The sequence below is a fragment of the Methylotenera sp. E1MeOHC1 genome, assembly GCF_058745595.1.
On sequence record NZ_CP196025.1, the window covers coordinates 1341887 to 1368726 of the forward strand.

A 26840-nucleotide genomic window follows, 5' to 3' on the forward strand; every position below is an offset into this window, starting at 1 on the left:
AAGATAATCAATTCCGTGGAAGTATAAAGCTAATAATTACATCATCTGGATATATTTGTTTCATACATTGAGTCAATTTATTACCCACTTCCTCAAGGCTTGCAATGTAACTCTCTACTTGATCTATCACTTGGTCAGTAGAAGATTTAAGACTTACATAAATGCGATCTCCTACTACGTTTCTGATGGACTCAAGAGAATGCGCATCAGGCAATACAGTCCTCTCTAGTGCAGGTTGAAACTCTTCTAAATGCAATTTAGATCTCATGTTAATTGAGTCAATAACACTTCGATATCTTTCCTCCTCAACTATGATTGCACCGATAAGGTTTCTATAATCCGTTTCTAATATGAAATATAGACCTTGAATATTTAACTTAACTAACTTCTCAAACTGTGGAGAAGGCATCAACTCAACAAAATAAAAAGGACTAGTTTTAATAGGCTGGATCAAGTCTCGCTGATAAACAAAAAGAGTATTTGCCATCCGCATTAAATCGAAAATTGCGGCATTCGCATTTGCAATATTTTGCTTTTTTATATCATCAAGCTCTTTATCTTTTTGAAATTGAAATGCATATTTAGCGCCATAAAAAGCTGCTAGCAGTGTCGCTAACGCTGGAATGTATGAGGTAAGAAAAGCATCCCAATGACGGCCCTGCACAATCCATCCAGCACCCACACCTAAAAGAAACGCAGCGCCTATTGAGATAATCTTATTCATTTATTTCTGCCAAGCGTCCTTCAACGTCACCGTTCTATTAAACACCGGCTTACCAGCCACACTGTCTTTTCTATCTGCAACAAAGTAGCCGTGACGCTCAAATTGGAAGCTTTCCTCTGGTTTTGCGTCTTTCAAGCTTAGCTCTAACTGCGTAGTAATCACTTGCACTGAGTTTTGGTTAATATCATCCAAGAAGTCACGGTCACCTTCGCCCGGATGCGCTTCTTTAAACAGGCGGTCATACAAGCGTACTTCTGCCTCGTAGGCATGCGCCACGCTTACCCAGTGGATATTGCCTTTTACTTTTACGCTATCTGAGCCCGGTGTGCCTGATTTAGTATCTGGCAGGTATTCGCAATGCACAACGGTCACGTTGCCATCTGCATCTTTTTCGCAGCCGGTGCATTTCACCACATAACCGTAACGCAGGCGTACCATGCCTTCTGGTGTTAAGCGGAAAAAGCCTTTGGTTGGCGTTTCCATAAAGTCTTCGCGCTCGATCCAAAGTTCTTTGGTGAGCTGAACGGTACGTTTGCCCAACTCTGGCTTGAGTGGGTGGTTAGGGGCAAAGCAGTCTTCGCTTTGGTCTGCTGGGTAGTTATCAATCACCAGTTTAATTGGGTCTAGCACTGCAATGCGGCGCTCGGCATCTGTATTGAGCACTTCACGCATGCAGTCTTCAAGAATGCTGTATTCGATCCAAGAGTCAGCCTTGCTCACGCCAATACGGTCGGTAAATAATTTAAAGCCAGCGGCGGTGTAGCCACGGCGGCGCGCACCGGCAATGGTTGGCAAGCGTGGGTCGTCCCAGCCGCTCACGTGTTTTTCTTCTACCAATTGAATCAGCTTACGTTTTGAAAGCACGACATAGGTGAGGTTTAAACGTGCAAATTCGTATTGTTTTGGCAATGGGTGCGCCAATAAGCCAGCTTCTGCCAAGCGCTCTAACAGCCAATCGTAGAATGGGCGTTGGTCCTCAAACTCTAGCGTACAGATAGAGTGGGTAATGCGCTCTAGTGCATCTTCAATCGGGTGGGCAAAGGTGTACATTGGGTAAATGCACCATTGGTCGCCAGTGTTATGGTGGTGTGCGCGACGCACGCGGTAAATCGCAGGGTCGCGCATGTTGATGTTAGGGGATGCCATGTCGATTTTGGCGCGCAATATCATGCTGCCATCAGCATGCTTACCATCGCGCATTTCACGGAAGCGCGCTAAGTTTTCGGCAACAGTGCGGCCACGGAAAGGTGAATCTTTACCTGCTTCGGTCAGCGTGCCGCGGTTAATGCGCATTTCGTCTGCGCTTTGTTCATCCACATACGCATGACCAGTTTCAATTAGGCTTTCAGCCGCGCGGTACATTAAATCAAAGTAGTTGCTGGCGAAATACAGATTGCTTTCATTGGCGTTATCCCAACCAAAGCCTAGCCATTTCACTGCATCTGAAATGCTATCTACGTACTCTTGGCTTTCTTTTTCTGGGTTGGTGTCATCAAAACGTAAATGACAGATACCATCAAAATCGCGCGCTAAGCCAAAGTTTAAGAAAATAGATTTAGCATGCCCAATGTGCAAATAGCCATTAGGCTCTGGCGGAAAGCGCGTGCGAATTTTAGCTGCATCTACAATGCCTGTGTCTTGATGCGCAGCATCGCCTGGGCTACCTGCCCACTTTTTGGTGGCATATTTACTTTGTGAGAGGTCTTTCTCAATAATCGCACGGATAAAATTAGAGGCAGCAGGGATTGGTGTTTTTTCAGATGACATAGCAACAAATTCAATTTAAGTTGCCGTTATTTTACACCAGCTTACTTACTTGTATGTGTACCTGTAGAAATTGATTACGTGAACCAAGCTTAGCAACTAATCTCTATGCCATTATTTAAGAAGCACACCGCAAACTATGGTCAAATTCAGCTTATCAACACGCCTATGCTAAACTTAGCCCATGATGAACAGCCTGACTTTCCCGATATTAAAACTGCTTGCTGATGGCAAGTTTCACTCTGGCGAGGCCATTGCACAGCATTTGAATGTGAGCCGCGCTACAGTATGGAACGCATTGCAACATGCAGAAAGCTTAGGCATTGAAATATTCTCCGTCCGTGGGCGCGGCTATAAGCTAGCGCAAGCACTCACCCTGCTGGATAAACCAGCCATTATCAGTAGCATGAGCCCGCAGCAAGCATGGCTGAATGTAGAGGTGTTTGACACTATAGATTCCACCAACAGCTATTTGATGCAAAACATGAGCGCCAAAACGCATGGCACTTGTGTGATTGCCAACCTGCAAACCAATGGCCGCGGTCGACGTGGCCGCGAGTGGCAAGCCAGCCTTGGTGCGAGTTTGACCTTCTCACTGTTATGGCGTTTTCAGTGCGGGGCGGCTGCGCTATCCGGCTTAAGTTTAGCCGTAGGTGTAGCGCTTATTCGCGGCCTGCATGAACTAGGTGCCACAACAGCCCAACTCAAATGGCCTAATGACATATTGGTCAACCAGAAAAAACTGGCAGGCATACTGATTGAACTGCAAGGGGATATGGAAGGCCCCAGCACGGCTGTGATTGGCGTAGGCATCAACCTGCACTTACCCGAACAACTGTTACAAAAAATTGACCAGCCAGTGACTGACCTAAGTCATGCTACGCCACTCAGCGTTAACCCAAATGCATTGATGACAACGCTGCTCAAGCACTTAGCTGAGGTGTTGTTAACCTTTGAAAAATCTGGCTTTGATGCACTGCGTGAAGAGTGGACGGCGCACCACGCTTATCATCAGCAACCAGTACGCATGCTGATGCCTGATGGCAGCGAAGTGACTGGCGTAGTACAGGACATTAGTGACAATGGAACCTTAATTATAGAAACCGCTAACGGCGTGCAAAAAATGATGTCAGGTGAAATCAGCCTGCGTAGCGCCACACAAGCCTATAGCGCTTGATGTTAAAACACTGAGGTAAAAAAACTTAGTGTTAGAATAATACGCAATCATTAATTTCTTTCGCATTGGCGCGCATAAAAATGGTGTTAACAATTGACGCTGGCAACACAAAAACAAAATGGGCATTGTTTGATGCGAGTGGAAACATCTGCCATCAAGACGCGTGCTTAAACGCAGAAATTACAACCGCCAAGCTACTACCGGATACGCTCGACTGTAATCAAATCGTGATTTCTAACGTTGCCGGTGCGCAGCATGCAGAGCAGCTCCAACAACGTATAAGCCTATACACAGCCACCATCACTTGGGTCACTGCAAGCAAGCAAGCCGCTGAGGTAGTTAACAACTACGCCACCCCAGCATCGCTAGGCACCGATCGCTGGGCTGCGTTAATTGCAGCATGGCACTTACATCATGCCACCTGCGTCGTGGTTAACGCAGGCACTGCCACCACCATCGATGCTATTATTCACCGAGAAGATGCAGGCCGTAGCTACGGCGAGTTTATTGGCGGCATGATATTGCCCGGTATAGAACTGATGCAAACAAGCTTAGGGGCAGCCACCGCGCAGCTACCCAAAACCGTGGCACTGGCTGACCAGAAAACCGTCATTACACCACTTGCCAATAACACGAGTGATGCTATCTACAGTGGAGCCATTCATGCCACTTTGGGCGCCATTACACAGATGCTGCAAGCAGTTGAGCAACAGAACCAAACGCCTAAACTGATTATTAGCGGTGGCAATGCTAGCGCGATACAGCAAGCCCTTACGCAACAAGATTCAACGTACAGTGCCATTGAACACAACAAAAAAACTGTTACCATCGTAGATAATTTAGTGTTGCAAGGCTTGTATCTACTGGCACAGCCTGCAATTCACACAACCTCATAAAGCACATTGTCATGAAATACCTTTTTTGGCTACTAGCATTCATTAACATTGGGTTATTTGGCTATTTCAATCGTGACGTAGTATTACCCAAACCAGCCCCAACGCAACAGGCAGAGATTTCACCGGAGAAAATCAAAGTATTATCTCAACAGCAAATTGATGCACTGAGCAAAAAAGAACAGAAAGTTGCAGTGATTAAGCCTGAGCCTGTGGCCGACGTTTGTTTTGAATGGAGCGTATTTTCAGATGCCAACATCGCTAATGCGCAAGGTGAGCTAGGCAAGCTATCACTACAAGCCACAGTGAAAGAGCAACCCATACAAGAATCTAAACGATTTTGGGTGTACAGGCCGCCATTTAAAACAACCGCCGAGGCGTTCAAAAAAGCTGCTGAGTTTAAAGCACAGGGCATAACCGACGTATTTGTGGTGCAGGAGCCTAAATGGAAAAATGCAATTTCATTTGGTATTTTTAGTGATGAGCAATTAGCCATCCACTTACAAAAAGAGCTGCAGGCCAAAGGGATTAAAAACGTAGAAAAGTCTTTACGTAACCAAGGTAAAAGCTATTCCAGCCTGCTACTCAAAAACCTGACTGAAAATGAAGTGGCAGAGATCAAAAAGCTAAAACCAAGCTTTCCGGCAGCAGAACTTAAAGAAGTTAGCTGCAGCGCGACTTAAGCCTCTTCACCCAATCTGCCGTTACCCCTCAGGCATGATTAAATTATGCAGGGAACAGCTTGCCCGGATTTAACACATTGTTCGGGTCAAAAGTCAGCTTAAGCGACTTCATCACGCCTATGGTTGTTGCATCAATCTCACGCGGCACAAAGGGGCGTTTTGCCATGCCTACGCCATGCTCGCCAGACAAGGTACCTTGTAGCGACAGCACCAGGCTAAACACCTCATCTAAACACTGATAAGCACGTTTCATCTCATCAGCATTATCTGGATTCACCAGCAAATTCACGTGAATATTGCCATTGCCCGCATGGCCAAAATTCACATTTGAGATTTGATGCTGCGCCGCAAGCTGCTCTAAGCCAGTCAGTAACGCAGGCAGATGAGAAACCGGCACGGCAATATCTTCATTAATCTTTTTAGGCGCAATGTCCTTTAGTAAAGGTGACAATGCCTTGCGTGCAGCCCACAACGCTTTAGTATCATGCGCTGGCTTAGCCTCAATCAGGCCAGTTACTTGGCATGCCTGCAAAATAGCATCCGTGGCTTCAGCAATCTCCTGCTGCGAGCCATCAACCTCAATCATCAAGTAAGCGCGTGCATTTTCAGGCAATAAGTTTTGATGGCGGCCACGAATCAATGTTAACGCACCGTTATCTAAAAACTCTAAAGCGCTCGGGGTATAAGGCTGCGCCATAATGGCAGCAATCGCTTTGGCACAGCTTTCAGTATCTACAAACTCTGCAGTAATGCCGCCTGTAAACTTAGGCAGAGGCGTCAACTTCAAAGTCGCCTCACAAATCACAGCCAATGTGCCCTCAGACCCTACCAACAAACGAGTAAGGTCGTAACCTACTACGCCCTTACTGGTATAACAGCCGGTTTTAATGATTTCACCTTTGCCGGTCACGGCTTTTAAGCCCAGAATATGGTCGCGCGCCACACCGTATTTCACCGCATGCGGCCCCGCGGCACAAGTCGCCAGATTGCCACCTATGCTGCAATACGCAGCGCTCGAGGGGTCTGGTGGCCAAAAAAAACCAATCGGTTTAATCTCATCTTGCAACACTTGGTTCAGCACGCCCGGCTCAACAATCGCCATACGATTATCAGGGTCGATACTAATAATTTTATCCATACGCTCCAATGAAAGCGCAACGCCACCCATTTCAGGCACGCTGCCGCCAGCAGTACCAGTACCACGCCCACGTGGCACCACAGGTATTTTATGCGCATTACAAAGTACGATGACACTTTGCACTTCTTCTATGGTGAGCGGGAAAACAACAGCGATAGGGCTATGATAATTACGCGAGTTATCGTAAGCATAGGCATAGCAATCTACAGGGTCGGTATAGACCCTTTCTTTTGGTAAAACTGATTGCAGTTCACTTAAAAAAGCGTCGCTAGCGGTTGCTGCATAAGATGTGTTGGTCATGGTAGGTAATTTAGGACATTTTCTACTAAGGTTTTTTTATCGTTCGGTACTGGTGGACTACCAAGCATCACCTGATCCTTTTCATTATTCTTACGATCAAACACTAAACTATCACCCATTATCACTCTAATCCAGTCGGGATAACTGTAAGCAGTTCCGTTCTGACGATCTATAATTGCACCAACACCAAGACCACCAAGTAAAAGTATATTACCGTACATACCGTTATTGGCGCGTGATATCACTGTCGCATATCCAGTCGCTTCACCCTCTTTTTCACAACTGATTAATAAATTCTGATCAGAACGATGTATGGTAAGTGTCCCCGAGGTAAAAGCAACCCAATCACCATACTCATTTTTAGCTCTGCATTTAGCGTTACTAACAAAAGAATTGTTTTTTGAATAAGTCTCTATCTGCATACGTTGATAGGTGTCTTTAGTGAGTGATGCACAGCCACTAAACATCATGACCGTCAGCGCTAGAGAACTATATTGAAATAACTTCTTCATTGGCATGGCCTTCTTGAATTAAAACTAGCCTGACATATCAATATGTCAGGCTAGTTAGGCGTTGAAACAATTTAAGATACTAACGCTTAAGATTCTAGCGTTTTTTGATATACAAATCGGTAATCGTGCCCTCTTTCATCTCTGCCGCGAAACACACGGTTTCAGATAAAGTTGGGTGAGCATGGATAGTTAAGCCTAAATCATGTGCATCTGCGCCCATTTCAATCGCCAATACTGCCTCGGCCAATAGCTCGCCAGCATTTACCCCAACAATCCCTGCGCCAATTAAGCGATGGCTTTCTTTATCAAATATCAGCTTGGTTGCACCTTCAGTACGTGCAATCGATAACGCACGGCCACTTGCCGCCCATGGGAAGCTTGCCTTCTCAATAGCAATGCCTTTGGCCTTGGCTTCAATCTCCGTTACGCCAACCCATGCTACCTCAGGGTCTGTATAGGCAACAGATGGAATCACTGATGCAACAAACTCTACTTTTTCACCGGCAATCACTTCCGCCGCTACTTTAGCTTCATGGGTTGCTTTGTGTGCCAACATTGGTTGACCGACAATATCGCCAATCGCAAAAATGTGCGGCACATTGGTACGCATTTGTTTATCCACATTGATAAAGCCATAATCATCCACGGCCACCCCTGCGTTTTCCGCACCGATGTTTTTACCATTTGGGCGACGACCAATTGACACCAATACGCGGTCATACACTTCAACACCCTTAGGTGCATCCTCATTACCATTCACACCTTCAAAGGTGACATGAATACCGTCTGCCTTAGGCTCCATCTTCGCCACTTTGGTATTAAGCATAATCGCTTCAAAACGTTTTTCCATACGTTTTTGTAATGGACGCACTAAATCACGGTCACAACCTTGAATCAGGCCATCGGTAAATTCAACCACACTTACTTTTGAGCCTAACGCATCATATACGGTACCCATTTCAAGACCGATAATGCCGCCGCCAATCACAAGCATACGTTTAGGCACATCAGCTAACGCCAAGGCGCCGGTTGAATCCATAATGCGCTCATCGGCTTCAACACCCGGGAACTTAGTCGCTTGTGAGCCGGCAGCAATAATCGCGTTTTCAAAGCCTACCGTTGTTACTTTGCCATCTTCTGCGGTTACCGCAATTTGGTTCGCGCTGGTAAACTTGCCCACCCCTTGCACCACAGTCACATTACGCTGCTTCGCCATTGCGGCTAAGCCGCCGGTCAACTTACCAACCACATCGTTGGCTTTCCAGCTGCGCAATTGATCCAAGTCCACTTGCGGCGCACCAAACTTCACACCATGATGGCTAGACTCTTCTGCTTCTGTAATCACTTTTGCAGTGTGCAGTAAGGCTTTAGATGGAATACAGCCTACGTTCAAACAAACGCCGCCTAATGTCGCGTAGCGCTCAATTAGCACTACTTGCTTGCCTAAATCTGCCGCGCGGAAAGCTGCGGTATAGCCGCCTGGGCCGCTACCTAACACCACAACCTGTGTATTGATATCGCTATTGCCAACTGCAACAGCCGCAACCGGTGCTGCACTTGGGGTCGCCACAGGAGCCACAACAGGAGCAGGTGCCTCAGCTTTAACTTGCACGACTGCTTCAGCAGCCTCTACTGATAAGATTAGTGAGCCTTTTGCTACCTTGTCACCAACTTTAACTTTAATTTCTTTTACAACACCAGCATGTGAAGATGGAATATCCATAGACGCTTTATCAGACTCTACAGTAATCAAAGAATCTTCTTTAGCAATTGTGTCACCAGCCTTAACAAGCACTTCAATCACATCAACACTATCAAAGTTACCGATATCCGGCACCAATACTTCAACTAAATTACTCATGCACACCCTTTGTAAACTTTGGTTATTTGTTGCAATTTTAACATCAAACCTCTCATTTTATCGCCTACTAACATGCAATAACCTTGCTGCGATGCAGCAAAATCTAAACAGTATTATGCTGATACTGAGTGCCGAAGCTAAGCAAAGGGAAACGTGGCTAAAACGCAATTAGCGGTTTAGAGCGCCCTCAACTGCATCTATGGATGGCCTGTGTGCCATTGAGGGCGTGATAAGGCAGACTACAAATTAACGATTAGGCAAGAGAAAATTGGAACTGCTCGATAGGAACAGGTTTGCCAAACAAATAGCCCTGATAAAGCCTGCATCCATAATCTTTCAAAATTTCCAACTCAAGCTCGGTTTCTACGCCCTCTGCAATCACATTGATACGGAAGTTGTTCGCCAAGTCGATAATCGTCTTCACCATGATGGCATCGTTAGGGTCATAGGCCAAATCCCGCACAAAACTCTGATCAATCTTCACCTGATCAAGCGGCAGCTTTTTCAGATAAGAAAGCGAAGAGTAGCCTGTACCAAAGTCATCTAGCGACAACCTAACGCCCAGTGCTTTGAGGGCGTGCATTTTCGCAATCACCTCATCTACATCTTCTAAAATCACACTCTCGGTTAACTCCAGCTTCAAACGAGACGCATCAATCTTATGTAGATCAATTGCTTGATGCACAGATTGCACAAAGTCCAGCGCTCTAAACTGATGCGCACTCACATTCACAGCAATCATTAAATGCTTCTTCTCAGCACTTTTTGCCCAATCGGCCAATTGCTTGCAAGCAGTATCAATCACCCAATGTCCAACATCTAAAATTAATGAACTTTCCTCTGCAATCGGAATAAAATCCACTGGAGATACAATACCCCGCTCAGGGTGTATCCAGCGAATTAATGCCTCCGCACCAACCATGCGCTGATTATCATCCACTTGTACTTGGTAATAAAGTGCAAGTTGATGCTTCTCAATTGCATATCTCAACTCACTTTCCAAGCTTGCTCGCACACTTAGTTTTTCCTGCATGGCTGGGTCAAAGAAGCGCAGTGTATTTCTGCCAGCTTTTTTCGCTTGATACATAGAAATATCCGCTTGCTTCAGCAAGTCCTCAATCTCATGTTCATCGCCGCTAAATAAAGTGATACCGATACTAGAAGTACTTTGATATTGGTGTGTACCAAACAGGCATGGCTCATGTAAAGTTGATAGTATTTTATTGCCAATTTGCTCCGCAATCGCTGCAGCATCGGTCGCATTTCGGTCTAGATCCTCAAGCACAACAACAAACTCGTCACCACCAAAACGCGCCACGGTATCACCTGCCCGCACACAATGGCTCAAGCGCTCAGCTTGCAGCTTCAACAGCAAATCACCGGTGCTATGGCCTAATGTGTCGTTAAGCACCTTAAAGTGATCCAAATCAACAAACAGCAATGCACCTTTTTTGCCAGTACGGCTACTGGAAGAAAATGCCTGTCGCACACGATCCAGCAACAGCAAGCGGTTAGGCAGGTTCGTTAATGGGTCATAAAATGCCAAATGCTCAATTTGCTCAGATGAGGCCTTACTCTCGCTAATATCTGTAAACACAGACACGTAGTTGGTGACTTTACCGTCGTTGTCTTTCACCTCTGAGATGGTGATACGCTCTGGGTAAATTTCGCCATTTTTGCGTCGATTCCATATCTCTCCGCACCATGTACCTGTGGTATTAACTCTATCCCACATCGCCTGATAAAACAGACGGTCATGCCGGCCGGAGCTTAATATATTAGGATTTCTACCAACCACATCTTCGGCAGAATAGCCTGTGATTGCAGTAAAGGCAGGATTAACCTGCAGAATCGAGCAGTCGGCATCTGTGATTAAGATACCATCTGAGGATTCAAATGCAGTAGCCGCGATGCGCAACGATATCTCAGCATTTTTAAGGTCAGTAATATCTGTAGAAATTCCACATAAGCCGCCAATGCTACGGCCCACGTCCTCTTCATAAATCGGGGTTTTGATTTGCAAGAAAGTACGTTTTTTATCATCGTCAGAAATTGCTTCAATCTCTTCGCTAGCATCCTCCCCACGCTCTAAAACTCTTTTATCAACATCCCTAATTCTGGCAAGCGTTTTTGCTGAGAAGTATTTACTCTCATCTATCTGCACCAACTCATCAACTGAGCACTTAAAAAAGTCTAATGTCATGCGATTTGCATAAACATACTTACCGTTGATATCCTTAATGTATACAAAAGCGGGGATATGATCCAACGCCTCACTCAAACGACGGCTTTGGCTTAAGGCAGAGGTTAACTCAGCGGTTCTCTGCTGCACCCGAGTTTCTAGCTCAGCATGTGAACGTGCTAACTCTTGATTGAGCAATTGTAAGCTTTGTGCAGAAGGGGCTCTAAGCGCTAAAGGCATAATGCACCAAAGTGCAATAGCGGTAGCAAAAGAAACGATAGCGGTAAAAGCTTTGGCGTATGCGCTTGCCCAGTAAGAGGGATGCCATATGTTTAGAATGTCAAAAATGTGTGTGACACCACACGCAACAATAAACACCCCGAACACAACCATTAACCATCTATATGGAATATCTGGACGTTTTTTTGCAAAGTACCATAATGCAAAAGGAATTGAAAAATAGGATAGTGCAATCACCGCATCTGAAACCACCAGCGTCCAAAGCAAGGACGGATTCCATGTAAGGCAATATCCATGAGGAAGCAATGACTGCCCCCCTAATGTTTGACCAAACCACTCCATATTACCCTCTCGATTACCAGTTCATTACTAAGAATGCACATCCATTGAGAAATCTACAACTATGATAAGTAGCCACAAGCTACGTGGTATCAGTCACTTAAATGCAACATTACAACATCTAAAATACACTTTTGTTTTAGTCTATATCCCCATGTAGATAATCGTAAAGCGATAAATTAGATTTATAGCTATTTAAATTTTAAAAATTAGTAGTCCTTCCACGCAATCTAGACCACAGAATCGCTTCTGATATCAATATCGCGATTATAAAAATAAAAAAAGGACTGTTCTGTATCTACAGAAATCAGTCCTTTTTTTGATGGTGCCTAACAGCAAACGCAAGGCACTCAAAACTACTCAGTTAACTACAGCAATAGTCTACGCACATCACTTAACATCATACGCATATGGCTAGTAAAGCGCGCGCCATCGGCACCATCAATCACACGATGGTCATACGACAATGACATCGGCAAAATCAAGCGCGGCTCAAAGCCATTAGTGTCTTTGTTATATACAGGCTGCATAGACGAACGTGAAACACCTAAAATCGCCACCTCTGGGCAATTGATGATAGGCGTAAACATCGTACCGCCAATACCGCCAAGACTTGAGATAGTGAAGCAGCCACCCTGCATCTCTTCTACTTTTAGCTTGCGCTCACGTGCTTTTGCAGATAAATCCATCAAGTCACGCGCAATATCCAGCACATCTTTTTGATGCACATCACGCACCACTGGCACCACCAAACCATCAGGTGTGTCACAGGCAAAACCGATATTGAAATAGTTTTTCAATATCAAGTTATCACCATCAGGAGAAAGTGAAGCATTGAAATTAGGATAAGCTTTTAATGCATTGACTGAGGCTTTAATTAAAAACGCCAACATCGTCAGTTTAACGCCACGCTTCTCAGCATCGGCCTGCATAGACTTACGGAAATCTTCCAGATCCGTAATATCTGCCTCATCAAACTGTGTCACATGTGGTGCAGTTACCCAGTTACGGTGCAAGTTTGCGCCAGAAAGTTTCTTAATACGTGATAAGGACTTAGTCTCAATCGCACCGAACTTACTAAAGTCAATCACTGGCATTGGCAATGTAGCTAAACCATTGACACCAGCCGCCATGTTTTCCGTACGTGGTTTTGCTAACTCACCTTTCACATAGGCTTGTACATCACTTTGTAAAATACGATTCTTAGCGCCTGTACCGCTTACCAAGGCCAAGTTCACGCCCAACTCACGCGCAAACTTACGGATTGATGGGCTCGCATGTGAAAGCTTGCCTGAAGCGACAACAACACTTTCAGCTACAGGTACTGGCTGTTGTGCTGGCTGCACTGGTTTTGGTGGCTCTGGCGCAGGTCTAGTTGGCTCAGGAATCACCGCCTTTGGCGCTTCCACAACCGCAGGTGCCACAGCAGGTTTAGCCTCGGCAGCTGGTGCAGCATCGCTCACGTCCATTGTGATTAACAATGTACCTTGAGCCGCTTTGTCACCAACCTTGATTTTCACTTCTTTCACAACACCAGCGAAAGGCGCAGGAATATCCATAGAAGCTTTATCTGACTCTACAGTAATCAAGGAGTCATCTTTGGCAATCACATCACCAGCTTTAATTAATACTTCAATTACATCCACGCTATCGAAATTACCGATATCCGGGACAAAAATATCTTGAACTGCCATCTATGCGTATCCTTAAACTGTCGTTGGGTTTGGCTTATTAGCATCCAAACTGTATTTTTTAACGGCTTCAGCCGCTTTAGCAACTGGCAACTTACCTTCATCACTCAACGCTTTTAGCGCCGCAACAACTACATAGTAGCGATTCACTTCAAAGAAGTCGCGCAATGCTTCGCGGCTATCTGAACGACCAAAACCATCCGTACCCAGCGCTACAAATTTGTTTGGTACAAAACGTTGGATTTGCTCAGCAAAGCTCTTCATGTAGTCAGTAGATGCAATCACAGGGCCTGTCGCATCTTTTAAGCTAGCAGCAACATAGCTCACTTTTTGCGGCTTTTCCGGATTTAGCATATTCCAGCGATCACACTCCAGGCCTTCACGACGTAGCTCGGTAAAGCTAGGTACGCTCCACACGTCAGCAGAGATGCCCCAGTCCTTTTCCAACAATTCAGCAGCGGCAATCACTTCACGTAGAATCACACCACTACCCATCAACTGCACTTTTTCACCCTTAGCTTTAGATTTGCTAAAGCTATACATCCCTTTAAGGATACCGTCAGCACTGCCTTCAGGCATTGCTGGATGGCTATAGTTCTCATTCATCAGGGTAATGTAGTAATACACGTCCTCTTGGTTTTGCACCATGCGGCGCAAGCCTTCTTGAATGATCACGGCCAACTCATAAGAGAATGTTGGGTCATAAGAAATACAATTCGGAATCGTTGCCGACATCAAATGGCTATGGCCATCTTCATGCTGCAAACCTTCACCATTCAATGTAGTACGGCCTGCCGTCGCACCTAACAAGAAACCACGCGCACGTGAGTCACCAGCCATCCAAGCCAAGTCGCCAACACGTTGGAAACCAAACATAGAGTAGTAAATGTAGAACGGAATCATCTGCACGCCAGTCACAGAGTATGACGTTGCAGCAGCTAGCCAGCTTGAGAACGAACCCGCCTCGTTAATACCCTCTTCAAGAATCTGACCGTCTTTTGACTCTTTGTAGAACATCACTTGGTCTGAGTCTTGTGGCTCATATAACTGACCTTGGCTCGCGTAGATACCCAACTGGCGGAACATACCTTCCATACCAAAAGTACGCGCTTCATCCGGGACGATAGGTACGACATACTTACCGATCTGCTTATCACGCACCAAGGTAGATAAAATACGTACAAATGCCATGGTGGTAGAAATTTCACGGTCGCCAGTAGCCGTCAGCATATTTTCAAATGCAGACAATGCAGGCACAGTAAGCTCATTACCTTTACGGCGACGTTGTGGCACAAAGCCGCCCATCGCTTCACGGCGTGATGCCATGTATTTCATTTCAGGTGAATCTTCAGCTGGTTTGTAGAAACTCAAGCTCTCAACCTGCTCATCTGTGATTGGCAAGTCAAAGCGATCACGGAATTTTTTAAGTGACTCAATATCCATGCTTTTTTGTTGGTGTGTGGTGTTTTGACCCTCACCAGCATCGCCCATACCGTAACCTTTAACAGTTTTAGCTAAAATTACAGTTGGCTGACCTTTATGATTTACTGCGGCATTGTAAGCAGCAAATACTTTATGTGGGTCATGACCGCCACGGTTCAAGCGCCAGATATCCTGGTCACTCATGGCCGCAACCATTTCTTTCAACTCTGGATATTTACCAAAGAAGTGCTCACGTGTATACGCGCCACCTTTTTGTTTAAAGTTTTGGTACTCGCCATCCACGCACTCTTCCATGCGTTTTTTGAGCAAGCCATCTTTATCCATCGCCAATAAAGGATCCCAGTAAGAGCCCCAAACTACTTTCAATACGTTCCAGCCAGAGCCACGGAAGTCTGACTCCAACTCTTGGATGATTTTGCCGTTACCGCGCACTGGACCATCCAAGCGCTGCAAGTTACAGTTAATCACAAAAATCAAGTTATCTAGTTTTTCACGGCTCGCTAATGAAATCGCACCTAATGACTCAGGCTCATCCATCTCACCATCACCACAGAACACCCATACTTTACGGTCGCTAGTATCAGCAATACCGCGATCATGGATATACTTCAAGAAACGCGCTTGGTAAATACCAGCTAAAGGCCCTAAGCCCATAGACACCGTAGGGAATTGCCAAAAATCTGGCATTAACCAAGGGTGTGGGTAGCTAGGTAAACCATTGCCGCCAGTTTCCTGACGGAAGTTATCCATCTGCTCTTCTGTAATACGGCCTTCTAAGAATGCACGTGCATACACACCAGGTGATGAGTGGCCTTGGAAATAGACGCAGTCACCACCAAAGTTTTCATTCGGCGCACGGAAGAAATAGTTAAAGCCAGTGTCATACAGAGTAGCTGCTGACTGGAAGCTTGCAATATGCCCGCCTACACCAGGTGACTTCTCATTCGCACGCAACACAGTCATCACTGCATTCCAGCGCACTAATGCACGTACTCTACGCTCCATTTCTGGGTCGCCAGGCAACTTTGCCTGTAAATGTGTAGGAATCGTATTTAAATACGCTGTTGTTGCTTTATAAGGTAAGTTACTACCTGAGCGACGCGCTTTATCAATCATCGCCTCAAGTAAGAAATGCGCACGCTCTGTGCCCTCATTTTCAATAACGGCCATTAAAGCATCAAGCCACTCTTGAGTTTCTTGACTATCAATATCGGGATTATTCAAAGGTGTGTTCAATGACATTCAGTTGTAGCTCCGTGAGCCGCATTTGCCTACTTGTTTAGTCGTATTACACCTAACATCTCTGGTGTAATCATCAATCGACTCAGGAAACAAAAGCAAATACAGCGTGTCTGAAATACCGCGCATTCAAAATGCGTTGTAATTTAATTTTTTATAAAACAGTAGTGTGTCTTTTTTAGTGGTTTTGGTCAAGTTTAGTCGTGTTTTTTAAGCATTTTGCACATATATCATATACATAATCACCACATTTACTATAAGAGTTAAGACCTTTTACATATTAATTAAGTTACTTAAAAATGTAGCCATTGTCGCTAAAAATGCATTAAATTAAGCATAAAATACCATCTAATCACAACTAACCAACGGCATTAAAGCACGATTCGTTAACGATACATTCAGCAAAAACCCCCAAATTAAATTACTCCAAACACAAAAAATAAAATTAAATGCATCGTGAGCAAACTTAACTGATCTAGCACCATGCTCTCGCACAAACAATCTAGTTTTTAACCTGTGTTAAGGGCATAAACCAATCATTAAAAGCGCAAGGTGAAGAGACTAATAAACCTATTGATGAAATGTATGTTAGATACATGTGCTTTAAATCAGTGATAAGCGTATATTAACAATATAGAGCTAAGTAAAACTATTCTTTTCATGTATGTGGCTATAGGAGAGTACGTATGCTTATCAATGAGTCCAGACACTATTCACGCATTCATTTCGATGCCACCGTCCAACTTAACATCCGTTTATTAGATGATATTCACACAGCCCAATTACTCGATATATCACTCAAAGGCGCATTAGTTGAAACTGACAAGCCCATTACGGGCTTTATACAGCTCCGCAGCTGCGTCATGACACTCACACTTGGTAGCAATGGTGAAAAAATCACAATGCAAGGAAAAGTTGTTCATCATGAAGGTTGCCTCATCGGGCTAGAAGCCTTACATATGGATGTAGACAGTATGACAAGCTTACGAAAGCTGATTTTACTCAATACCGGCAGTGAAAGTCTATTAAGTACTGAACTCAGCCACATGTTAAATAACATAAAAATGAAAATGTAGTGCTGCAGACAGTGAGGTACACATCCGACCTAATGCAAATAGCCAATACAACAGGCTTCTACTTCGCCAATCATATAAATATACTCAATTGAAGCCGACTTCAGCACCTATTGAACCTATAGTGTCGCCCATACAGAAAGTGCTAACTTAGTCACCTAATGCGTGAGTCGATGCAGATGGCTAGTCTTGATAGAGAGGTCTGAACCGTAGCAACATTGCTGCATGCGTACAGACGTAAAAAAACCCCACTACATGTGTAATGGGGTTTTTGGTATAAATAGCTTGGCAGTGACCTACTTTCGCATGCAAGGAGCATACTATCATTGGCGCTGGTTCGTTTCACGGCCCTGTTCGAGATGGGAAGGGGTGGTTCCAAACCGCTATGGCCGCCAAGCATAACTGGTGTCTCGCATGTTTAGCCTTCAAACACACAAGCGATTATGCTGTGTTGCCGTCTCATTTTCATGAGGCGTCTGTAACAAATTGGAAGAAGTAAAGTCTTCATACCTTTAGGTATGGGGTCAAACGGGGTATTGATTACATTATCTAGCTTTAAAACAACCATTAATCTCGAATTGCTTCAAGTTTTAAGGTTATAGGATCAAGCCTCACGAGCAATTAGTAACGGTCAGCTTAACGCATTACTGCGCTTCCACATCCGTCCTATCAACGTCCTGGTCTCGAACGACTCTTTAGGGGGGTTAAACCCCCAGGGAAATCTCATCTCAAGGCGAGTTTCACGCTTAGATGCTTTCAGCGTTTATCTCTTCCAGATTTAGCTACCCGGCTATACCACTGGCGTGATAACCGGTCCACCAGAGATCTGTCCACTCCGGTCCTCTCGTACTAGGAGCAGGTCCCTTCAAATTTCCAACGCCCACGGCAGATAGGGACCAAACTGTCTCACGACGTTTTAAACCCAGCTCACGTACCACTTTAAATGGCGAACAGCCATACCCTTGGGACCGGCTACAGCCCCAGGATGTGATGAGCCGACATCGAGGTGCCAAACTCCCCCGTCGATATGAACTCTTGGGAGGAATCAGCCTGTTATCCCCAGAGTACCTTTTATCCGTTGAGCGATGGCCCTTCCATACAGAACCACCGGATCACTATGACCTGCTTTCGCACCTGCTCGACCTGTCCGTCTCGCAGTCAAGCAACCTTATGCCATTGCACTATCAGTACGATTTCCGACCGTACCTAGGTTACCTTCGCACTCCTCCGTTACTCTTTGGGAGGAGACCGCCCCAGTCAAACTGCCCACCATACACGGTCCCCAGTCCGGATTACGGACCTAGGTTAGAACCTCAACAACATCAGGGTGGTATTTCAAGGTTGACTCCACGATATCTAGCGACACCGCTTCATAGTCTCCCACCTATCCTACACAAATCTTGTCAAAGTCCAATGTAAAGCTACAGTAAAGGTTCATGGGGTCTTTCCGTCTAGCCGCGGGTAGATTGCATCTTCACAAACATTTCAACTTCGCTGAGTCCCGAGAGGAGACAGTGTGGCCATCGTTACGCCATTCGTGCGGGTCGGAACTTACCCGACAAGGAATTTCGCTACCTTAGGACCGTTATAGTTACGGCCGCCGTTTACTGGGACTTCAATCAAGAGCTTGCACCCCATCATTTAATCTTCCAGCACCGGGCAGGCGTCACACCCTATACGTCCACTTTCGTGTTTGCAGAGTGCTGTGTTTTTATTAAACAGTCGCAGCCACCTTTTCACTGCAACCCCATCGAGCTTCGAGAGCAAGTCTCTACACTCTACCGGGGCGCACCTTCTCCCGAAGTTACGGTGCTAATTTGCCGAGTTCCTTCTCCCGGGTTCTCTCAAGCGCCTTAGAATTCTCATCCTACCCACCTGTGTCGGTTTGCGGTACGGTCTCTATACAACTGAAGCTTAGTGGCTTTTCTTGGAAGCATGGTATCAATCACTTCACGTACAAGTACGCTCGTTATCACGCCTTGGCATTAACGACTCTCCGGATTTGCCTAAAGAATCTGCCTACACGCTTGAACCGGGACATCCAACACCCGGCTGACCTAACCTTCTCCGTCCCCACATCGCATTGTATACAGGTACAGGAATATTAACCTGTTTCCCATCAGCTACGCATCTCTGCCTCACCTTAGGGGCCGACTCACCCTGCGCCGATGAACGTTGCGCAGGAAACCTTGGGTTTTCGGCGAGGGAGCTTTTCACTCCCTTTATCGCTACTCATGTCAGCATTCGCACTTCTGATACCTCCAGCATTCCTCACAGAACACCTTCGCAGGCCTACAGAACGCTCTCCTACCATGCATACATTCCGAAGAATGTAGCATCCGAAGCTTCGGTTACGTGCTTAGCCCCGTTACATCTTCCGCGCAGGACGACTCGACCAGTGAGCTATTACGCTTTCTTTAAATGATGGCTGCTTCTAAGCCAACATCCTGGCTGTCTATGCCTTCCCACTTCGTTTTCCACTTAGCACGTCATTTGGGACCTTAGCTGTCGGTCTGGGTTGTTTCCCTCTTGACCACGGACGTTAGCACCCATGGTCTGTCTCCCGTAATTGCATTTCTCAGTATTCGGAGTTTGCAATGGTTTGGTAAGTTCTTATGAACCCCCTAGCCATAACAGTGCTCTACCCCCGAGAATGATATACGAGGCACTACCTAAATAGTTTTCGGAGAGAACCAGCTATTTCCAAGTTTGTTTAGCCTTTCACCCCTATCCACAGCTCATCCCCAAATTTTTCAACATTTGTGGGTTCGGACCTCCAGTACCTGTTACGGCACCTTCATCCTGGCCATGGATAGATCACTTGGTTTCGGGTCTACACCCAGCAACTAGACGCCCTATTCGGACTCGCTTTCGCTACGCCTCCCCTATCGGTTAAGCTTGCTACTGAATGTAAGTCGCTGACCCATTATACAAAAGGTACGCAGTCACGGAACAAGTCCGCTCCCACTGTTTGTATGCATACGGTTTCAGGATCTATTTCACTCCCCTCCCGGGGTTCTTTTCGCCTTTCCCTCACGGTACTGGTTCACTATCGGTCGATTACGAGTATTTAGCCTTGGAGGATGGTCCCCCCATGTTCAGACAAGGTTTCTCGTGCCCCGCCCTACTTGTCGTTACCCTAGTTCCACACACGGGATTTCGTATAAGGGGCTATCACCCTCTATGGCCGGACTTTCCATTCCGTTCTACTATCGCATGTGCTAAAAATAACAGGCTATTCCATGTTCGCTCGCCACTACTTACGGAATCTCGGTTGATTTCTTTTCCTCGAGCTACTTAGATGTTTCAGTTCACTCGGTTTGCCACCATCTCCCTATATATTCAGGAGCGGTTACCCTTGCGGGTGGGTTTCCCCATTCGGACATTTCCGGATCAAAGCTTATTTGCCAGCTCCCCGAAACTTTACGCAGGCTATCACGTCCTTCATCGCCTGTAATCGCCAAGGCATCCACCATATGCACTTATTCGCTTGATCCTATAACGTTAAAACCTGAACCCTTTTTAAATTCAGATCCCATGATGCATGAGACATCCGTCATAGGCTTTTCTAAAGCAACTTCGTTAATGCTGCAAGGTTATACAACATTAACTGGTTTATTTTACTTCACTTGTTTTTAAGAACTTTCATTCTTGAAACTCAAGCTAAAGCAAAATGTTTCGATTTTGCAATCAATTACTACCCATTTTGAATACACACATATCATCACAATAATGTGTATTCACTTTACTTCTTCCATTTTGTTAAAGAACAGTCTAGTTAAAAACTAGAAGTAAATATTCACTTGGCTTTAAACACCAAAGTAACACTTACTTCTAATTTCTTACATACAGCATCAAATACTTGGTGGAGGATAACGGGATCGAACCGTTGACCCCCTGCTTGCAAAGCAGGTGCTCTCCCAGCTGAGCTAATCCCCCATTTTCAGGTGAATCTGGTGGGTCTGGATGGACTCGAACCATCGACCCCCGCCTTATCAAGACGGTGCTCTAACCAGCTGAGCTACAGACCCTCAAGGTTTACTAGCGTTTCCGCCAATGTTTGGTCAATCATTGATGCTGCTGACTACTAACAACTGATAAGTGTGAATGCTTGCAAAGTAAAGACGTCTCTAGAAAGGAGGTGATCCAGCCGCACCTTCCGATACGGCTACCTTGTTACGACTTCACCCCAGTCATGAATACTACCGTGGTAATCGTCCTCCTTACGGTTAGACTAACTACTTCTGGTAAAACCCACTCCCATGGTGTGACGGGCGGTGTGTACAAGGCCCGGGAACGTATTCACCGCGACATGCTGATCCGCGATTACTAGCGATTCCGACTTCATGTAGTCGAGTTGCAGACTACAATCCGGACTACGATCGGCTTTCTGGGATTGGCTCCACCTCGCGGCTTGGCAACCCTCTGTACCGACCATTGTATTACGTGTGAAGCCCTGGCCATAAGGGCCATGAGGACTTGACGTCATCCCCACCTTCCTCCGGTTTGTCACCGGCAGTCCCATTAAAGTGCCCAACTAAATGATGGCAATTAATGGCAAGGGTTGCGCTCGTTGCGGGACTTAACCCAACATCTCACGACACGAGCTGACGACAGCCATGCAGCACCTGTGTTAACGTTCTCTTTCGAGCACCAATCCATCTCTGGAAAGTTCGTTACATGTCAAGGCCAGGTAAGGTTTTTCGCGTTGCATCGAATTAATCCACATAATCCACCGCTTGTGCGGGCCCCCGTCAATTCCTTTGAGTTTTAATCTTGCGACCGTACTCCCCAGGCGGTCTACTTCACGCGTTAGCTGCGTTACTCATGGATTTTACTCCACCAACAACTAGTAGACATCGTTTAGGGCGTGGACTACCAGGGTATCTAATCCTGTTTGCTCCCCACGCTTTCGTGCATGAGCGTCAATATTATCCCAGGGGGCTGCCTTCGCCATTGGTATTCCTCCACATCTCTACGCATTTCACTGCTACACGTGGAATTCTACCCCCCTCTGACATATTCTAGTCTTGTAGTTTCAAACGCAGTTCCCAAGTTGAGCTCGGGGATTTCACATCTGACTTACAAAACCGCCTGCGCACGCTTTACGCCCAGTAATTCCGATTAACGCTTGCACCCTACGTATTACCGCGGCTGCTGGCACGTAGTTAGCCGGTGCTTCTTATCAAGGTACCGTCATTAACACAGTTTATTCGACTGCATCGTTTCTTCCCTTGCGAAAGAGCTTTACAACCCGAAGGCCTTCTTCACTCACGCGGAATGGCTGGATCAGGCTTTCGCCCATTGTCCAAAATTCCCCACTGCTGCCTCCCGTAGGAGTCTGGACCGTGTCTCAGTTCCAGTGTGGCTGGTCGTCCTCTCAGACCAGCTACTGATCGTCGCCTTGGTGAGCTTTTACCTCACCAACTAGCTAATCAGATATCGGCCGCTCCATTAACGCAAGGTCCGAAGATCCCCTGCTTTCCCCCGTAGGGCGTATGCGGTATTAGCCAACCTTTCGATTAGTTATCCCCCATTATTGGATACGTTCCGATACATTACTCACCCGTTCGCCACTAATCATTCTAGCAAGCTAGAAATCATCGTTCGACTTGCATGTGTAAAGCATTCCGCCAGCGTTCAATCTGAGCCAGGATCAAACTCTTCAGTTTAATTTCTGACTATTACTTTTTTCCTCTTGCGAGGTGGTTATTTCGCTTTTGCTTTATTACTTAAGATAATTAAGTAATGACTCAAATTCATTGTCAAGGTTTGTATTACTACAATCTTGTCATAAATTTAAGTGTAAGCACTTGTTTTTCTGAGTCTGATCTTAATGCCAATCAACTAAGTTAAATTTTAATGTAAACACTAAAACAAGTTAGTTGCGATTAAGTCAGCTGCTTCATTCACAAGCACCCACACTTATCAGTTGTTATATTGTTAAAGAACTTTTCGTTTCCGTCGTTACGCTTTGCGTTAACGAGGTGCGCATTATACAGAGCTTTTATCGCCCGTCAACCTTAATTTCGTAATATTTACTAATTAAAATTAACCGTACTTTTTACTGCGCCTTCTACTGCTTTTCGCCAACAGTGTTTCGTTAGCAAGGTGCGCATTCTACAGCACCTTAGCCCAATCCAAACACTATTTTTTAATCTGTTACATAATTGTTACATCTTAAAATTAGGCGCTTACATAAATAAAAAACCCCACTACATGTGTAATGGGGTTTTTGGTATAAATAGCTTGGCAGTGACCTACTTTCGCATGCAAGGAGCATACTATCATTGGCGCTGGTTCGTTTCACGGCCCTGTTCGAGATGGGAAGGGGTGGTTCCAAACCGCTATGGCCGCCAAGCATAACTGGTGTCTCGCATGTTTAGCCTTCAAACACACAAGCGATTATGCTGTGTTGCCGTCTCATTTTCATGAGGCGTCTGTAACAAATTGGAAGAAGTAAAGTCTTCATACCTTTAGGTATGGGGTCAAACGGGGTATTGATTACATTATCTAGCTTTAAAACAACCATTAATCTCGAATTGCTTCAAGTTTTAAGGTTATAGGATCAAGCCTCACGAGCAATTAGTAACGGTCAGCTTAACGCATTACTGCGCTTCCACATCCGTCCTATCAACGTCCTGGTCTCGAACGACTCTTTAGGGGGGTTAAACCCCCAGGGAAATCTCATCTCAAGGCGAGTTTCACGCTTAGATGCTTTCAGCGTTTATCTCTTCCAGATTTAGCTACCCGGCTATACCACTGGCGTGATAACCGGTCCACCAGAGATCTGTCCACTCCGGTCCTCTCGTACTAGGAGCAGGTCCCTTCAAATTTCCAACGCCCACGGCAGATAGGGACCAAACTGTCTCACGACGTTTTAAACCCAGCTCACGTACCACTTTAAATGGCGAACAGCCATACCCTTGGGACCGGCTACAGCCCCAGGATGTGATGAGCCGACATCGAGGTGCCAAACTCCCCCGTCGATATGAACTCTTGGGAGGAATCAGCCTGTTATCCCCAGAGTACCTTTTATCCGTTGAGCGATGGCCCTTCCATACAGAACCACCGGATCACTATGACCTGCTTTCGCACCTGCTCGACCTGTCCGTCTCGCAGTCAAGCAACCTTATGCCATTGCACTATCAGTACGATTTCCGACCGTACCTAGGTTACCTTCGCACTCCTCCGTTACTCTTTGGGAGGAGACCGCCCCAGTCAAACTGCCCACCATACACGGTCCCCAGTCCGGATTACGGACCTAGGTTAGAACCTCAACAACATCAGGGTGGTATTTCAAGGTTGACTCCACGATATCTAGCGACACCGCTTCATAGTCTCCCACCTATCCTACACAAATCTTGTCAAAGTCCAATGTAAAGCTACAGTAAAGGTTCATGGGGTCTTTCCGTCTAGCCGCGGGTAGATTGCATCTTCACAAACATTTCAACTTCGCTGAGTCCCGAGAGGAGACAGTGTGGCCATCGTTACGCCATTCGTGCGGGTCGGAACTTACCCGACAAGGAATTTCGCTACCTTAGGACCGTTATAGTTACGGCCGCCGTTTACTGGGACTTCAATCAAGAGCTTGCACCCCATCATTTAATCTTCCAGCACCGGGCAGGCGTCACACCCTATACGTCCACTTTCGTGTTTGCAGAGTGCTGTGTTTTTATTAAACAGTCGCAGCCACCTTTTCACTGCAACCCCATCGAGCTTCGAGAGCAAGTCTCTACACTCTACCGGGGCGCACCTTCTCCCGAAGTTACGGTGCTAATTTGCCGAGTTCCTTCTCCCGGGTTCTCTCAAGCGCCTTAGAATTCTCATCCTACCCACCTGTGTCGGTTTGCGGTACGGTCTCTATACAACTGAAGCTTAGTGGCTTTTCTTGGAAGCATGGTATCAATCACTTCACGTACAAGTACGCTCGTTATCACGCCTTGGCATTAACGACTCTCCGGATTTGCCTAAAGAATCTGCCTACACGCTTGAACCGGGACATCCAACACCCGGCTGACCTAACCTTCTCCGTCCCCACATCGCATTGTATACAGGTACAGGAATATTAACCTGTTTCCCATCAGCTACGCATCTCTGCCTCACCTTAGGGGCCGACTCACCCTGCGCCGATGAACGTTGCGCAGGAAACCTTGGGTTTTCGGCGAGGGAGCTTTTCACTCCCTTTATCGCTACTCATGTCAGCATTCGCACTTCTGATACCTCCAGCATTCCTCACAGAACACCTTCGCAGGCCTACAGAACGCTCTCCTACCATGCATACATTCCGAAGAATGTAGCATCCGAAGCTTCGGTTACGTGCTTAGCCCCGTTACATCTTCCGCGCAGGACGACTCGACCAGTGAGCTATTACGCTTTCTTTAAATGATGGCTGCTTCTAAGCCAACATCCTGGCTGTCTATGCCTTCCCACTTCGTTTTCCACTTAGCACGTCATTTGGGACCTTAGCTGTCGGTCTGGGTTGTTTCCCTCTTGACCACGGACGTTAGCACCCATGGTCTGTCTCCCGTAATTGCATTTCTCAGTATTCGGAGTTTGCAATGGTTTGGTAAGTTCTTATGAACCCCCTAGCCATAACAGTGCTCTACCCCCGAGAATGATATACGAGGCACTACCTAAATAGTTTTCGGAGAGAACCAGCTATTTCCAAGTTTGTTTAGCCTTTCACCCCTATCCACAGCTCATCCCCAAATTTTTCAACATTTGTGGGTTCGGACCTCCAGTACCTGTTACGGCACCTTCATCCTGGCCATGGATAGATCACTTGGTTTCGGGTCTACACCCAGCAACTAGACGCCCTATTCGGACTCGCTTTCGCTACGCCTCCCCTATCGGTTAAGCTTGCTACTGAATGTAAGTCGCTGACCCATTATACAAAAGGTACGCAGTCACGGAACAAGTCCGCTCCCACTGTTTGTATGCATACGGTTTCAGGATCTATTTCACTCCCCTCCCGGGGTTCTTTTCGCCTTTCCCTCACGGTACTGGTTCACTATCGGTCGATTACGAGTATTTAGCCTTGGAGGATGGTCCCCCCATGTTCAGACAAGGTTTCTCGTGCCCCGCCCTACTTGTCGTTACCCTAGTTCCACACACGGGATTTCGTATAAGGGGCTATCACCCTCTATGGCCGGACTTTCCATTCCGTTCTACTATCGCATGTGCTAAAAATAACAGGCTATTCCATGTTCGCTCGCCACTACTTACGGAATCTCGGTTGATTTCTTTTCCTCGAGCTACTTAGATGTTTCAGTTCACTCGGTTTGCCACCATCTCCCTATATATTCAGGAGCGGTTACCCTTGCGGGTGGGTTTCCCCATTCGGACATTTCCGGATCAAAGCTTATTTGCCAGCTCCCCGAAACTTTACGCAGGCTATCACGTCCTTCATCGCCTGTAATCGCCAAGGCATCCACCATATGCACTTATTCGCTTGATCCTATAACGTTAAAACCTGAACCCTTTTTAAATTCAGATCCCATGATGCATGAGACATCCGTCATAGGCTTTTCTAAAGCAACTTCGTTAATGCTGCAAGGTTATACAACATTAACTGGTTT

12 protein-coding genes, 2 tRNA genes and 5 rRNA genes are annotated in these 26840 nt (G+C 46.0%); 4 read left to right on the forward strand and 15 right to left on the reverse strand.

Features of this window, described 5'->3' with window-relative positions; genetic code table 11:
- Positions 1–7: 7 nt before the first annotated feature.
- Together ACSSU7_RS06100 and ACSSU7_RS06105 are read right to left on the reverse strand one after the other, a co-directional pair.
- Positions 8–724: a hypothetical protein gene (locus ACSSU7_RS06100; protein WP_492515699.1), complete on the reverse strand. Its 717-nt coding sequence runs from the start codon at positions 722–724 to the stop codon at positions 8–10.
- A complete protein-coding gene (locus ACSSU7_RS06105; RefSeq protein ID WP_492515700.1) occupies positions 725–2491 on the reverse strand; it encodes a glutamine--tRNA ligase/YqeY domain fusion protein in 1767 nt (588 codons plus the stop codon).
- A 181-nt stretch (positions 2492–2672) separates the two neighbouring features.
- Between ACSSU7_RS06105 and birA the strand changes: the two genes are divergently transcribed.
- The 3 genes from birA (at position 2673) to ACSSU7_RS06120 (ending at position 5241) form a co-directional block, all read left to right on the forward strand.
- Positions 2673–3665: a bifunctional biotin--[acetyl-CoA-carboxylase] ligase/biotin operon repressor BirA gene (gene birA, locus ACSSU7_RS06110; RefSeq protein WP_492515701.1), complete on the forward strand. Its 993-nt coding sequence runs from the start codon at positions 2673–2675 to the stop codon at positions 3663–3665.
- An 80-nt stretch (positions 3666–3745) separates the two neighbouring features.
- Complete coding sequence (locus ACSSU7_RS06115) at positions 3746–4561, forward strand: type III pantothenate kinase (protein WP_492515702.1); 816 nt, start codon at positions 3746–3748, stop codon at positions 4559–4561.
- 11 nt (positions 4562–4572) lie between these two features.
- Positions 4573–5241: an SPOR domain-containing protein gene (locus ACSSU7_RS06120; RefSeq protein WP_492515703.1), complete on the forward strand. Its 669-nt coding sequence runs from the start codon at positions 4573–4575 to the stop codon at positions 5239–5241.
- A gap of 43 nt (positions 5242–5284) precedes the next feature.
- Here ACSSU7_RS06120 and ACSSU7_RS06125 read toward each other — a convergent pair whose 3' ends face one another.
- The 6 genes from ACSSU7_RS06125 to aceE all read right to left on the reverse strand — a co-directional run bounded on the left by ACSSU7_RS06125 (position 5285) and on the right by aceE (position 16189).
- A complete protein-coding gene (locus ACSSU7_RS06125) occupies positions 5285–6679 on the reverse strand; it encodes an FAD-binding oxidoreductase (RefSeq protein WP_492515704.1) in 1395 nt (464 codons plus the stop codon).
- Positions 6676–7191 (reverse strand): hypothetical protein, encoded by a 516-nt coding sequence (locus tag ACSSU7_RS06130; protein ID WP_492515705.1) that lies wholly within the window; start codon positions 7189–7191, stop codon positions 6676–6678. Before ACSSU7_RS06130 ends, ACSSU7_RS06125 begins: the two co-directional genes overlap by 4 nt.
- A 94-nt stretch (positions 7192–7285) precedes the next feature.
- Positions 7286–9052 carry a dihydrolipoyl dehydrogenase gene (lpdA, locus tag ACSSU7_RS06135; RefSeq protein WP_492515706.1) on the reverse strand — a complete coding sequence of 589 codons (1767 nt, stop codon included), beginning with the start codon at positions 9050–9052 and terminating at the stop codon, positions 7286–7288.
- 253 nt (positions 9053–9305) lie between these two features.
- Positions 9306–11816, reverse strand: coding sequence for a sensor domain-containing protein (locus ACSSU7_RS06140; protein WP_492515707.1), 2511 nt, complete (start codon positions 11814–11816; stop codon positions 9306–9308).
- 365 nt (positions 11817–12181) lie between these two features.
- On the reverse strand, positions 12182–13507 hold the full coding sequence (aceF, locus tag ACSSU7_RS06145) for a dihydrolipoyllysine-residue acetyltransferase (protein WP_492515708.1): 1326 nt from the start codon (positions 13505–13507) through the stop codon (positions 12182–12184).
- 12 nt (positions 13508–13519) lie between these two features.
- Positions 13520–16189 carry a pyruvate dehydrogenase (acetyl-transferring), homodimeric type gene (gene aceE / locus ACSSU7_RS06150; protein ID WP_492515709.1) on the reverse strand — a complete coding sequence of 890 codons (2670 nt, stop codon included), beginning with the start codon at positions 16187–16189 and terminating at the stop codon, positions 13520–13522.
- Between the two features lie 683 nt (positions 16190–16872).
- Here aceE and ACSSU7_RS06155 point away from each other — a divergent pair.
- Complete coding sequence (locus tag ACSSU7_RS06155) at positions 16873–17262, forward strand: PilZ domain-containing protein (RefSeq protein ID WP_492515710.1); 390 nt, start codon at positions 16873–16875, stop codon at positions 17260–17262.
- A 280-nt stretch (positions 17263–17542) separates the two neighbouring features.
- On the opposite strand, the gene rrf (ACSSU7_RS06160) is transcribed toward ACSSU7_RS06155, so the two are convergent.
- The 7 genes from rrf (ACSSU7_RS06160) to ACSSU7_RS06190 all read right to left on the reverse strand — a co-directional run bounded on the left by rrf (ACSSU7_RS06160) (position 17543) and on the right by ACSSU7_RS06190 (position 26719).
- Positions 17543–17656: ribosomal RNA gene (gene rrf / locus ACSSU7_RS06160) — 5S ribosomal RNA — on the reverse strand.
- Positions 17657–17859: 203 nt separating this feature from the next.
- Positions 17860–20755 (reverse strand): 23S ribosomal RNA (locus ACSSU7_RS06165).
- 367 nt (positions 20756–21122) lie between these two features.
- Positions 21123–21198 (reverse strand) — tRNA-Ala (locus tag ACSSU7_RS06170).
- 15 nt (positions 21199–21213) lie between these two features.
- Positions 21214–21290 (reverse strand) — tRNA-Ile (locus tag ACSSU7_RS06175).
- Positions 21291–21393: 103 nt separating this feature from the next.
- Positions 21394–22931, reverse strand: a 16S ribosomal RNA gene (locus ACSSU7_RS06180).
- Between the two features lie 575 nt (positions 22932–23506).
- Positions 23507–23620: ribosomal RNA gene (rrf, locus tag ACSSU7_RS06185) — 5S ribosomal RNA — on the reverse strand.
- Between the two features lie 203 nt (positions 23621–23823).
- Positions 23824–26719, reverse strand: a 23S ribosomal RNA gene (locus ACSSU7_RS06190).
- The 16S, 23S and 5S rRNA genes sit together here with 2 tRNA genes alongside, the layout of an rRNA operon.
- Positions 26720–26840: the final 121 nt, after the last annotated feature.

Bases quoted from the DNA above. Each gene is read 5' to 3' on its own strand.
- ACSSU7_RS06100 (WP_492515699.1), bottom strand. From the start codon at position 724: ATGAATAAGATTATCTCAATAGGCGCTGCGTTTCTTTTAGGTGTGGGT.
- ACSSU7_RS06105 (WP_492515700.1), bottom strand. From the start codon at position 2,491: ATGTCATCTGAAAAAACACCAATCCCTGCTGCCTCTAATTTTATCCGT.
- birA (WP_492515701.1), top strand. From the start codon at position 2,673: ATGATGAACAGCCTGACTTTCCCGATATTAAAACTGCTTGCTGATGGC.
- ACSSU7_RS06115 (WP_492515702.1), top strand. From the start codon at position 3,746: ATGGTGTTAACAATTGACGCTGGCAACACAAAAACAAAATGGGCATTG.
- ACSSU7_RS06120 (WP_492515703.1), top strand. From the start codon at position 4,573: ATGAAATACCTTTTTTGGCTACTAGCATTCATTAACATTGGGTTATTT.
- ACSSU7_RS06125 (WP_492515704.1), bottom strand. From the start codon at position 6,679: ATGACCAACACATCTTATGCAGCAACCGCTAGCGACGCTTTTTTAAGT.
- ACSSU7_RS06130 (WP_492515705.1), bottom strand. From the start codon at position 7,191: ATGAAGAAGTTATTTCAATATAGTTCTCTAGCGCTGACGGTCATGATG.
- lpdA (WP_492515706.1), bottom strand. From the start codon at position 9,052: ATGAGTAATTTAGTTGAAGTATTGGTGCCGGATATCGGTAACTTTGAT.
- ACSSU7_RS06140 (WP_492515707.1), bottom strand. From the start codon at position 11,816: ATGGAGTGGTTTGGTCAAACATTAGGGGGGCAGTCATTGCTTCCTCAT.
- aceF (WP_492515708.1), bottom strand. From the start codon at position 13,507: ATGGCAGTTCAAGATATTTTTGTCCCGGATATCGGTAATTTCGATAGC.
- aceE (WP_492515709.1), bottom strand. From the start codon at position 16,189: ATGTCATTGAACACACCTTTGAATAATCCCGATATTGATAGTCAAGAA.
- ACSSU7_RS06155 (WP_492515710.1), top strand. From the start codon at position 16,873: ATGCTTATCAATGAGTCCAGACACTATTCACGCATTCATTTCGATGCC.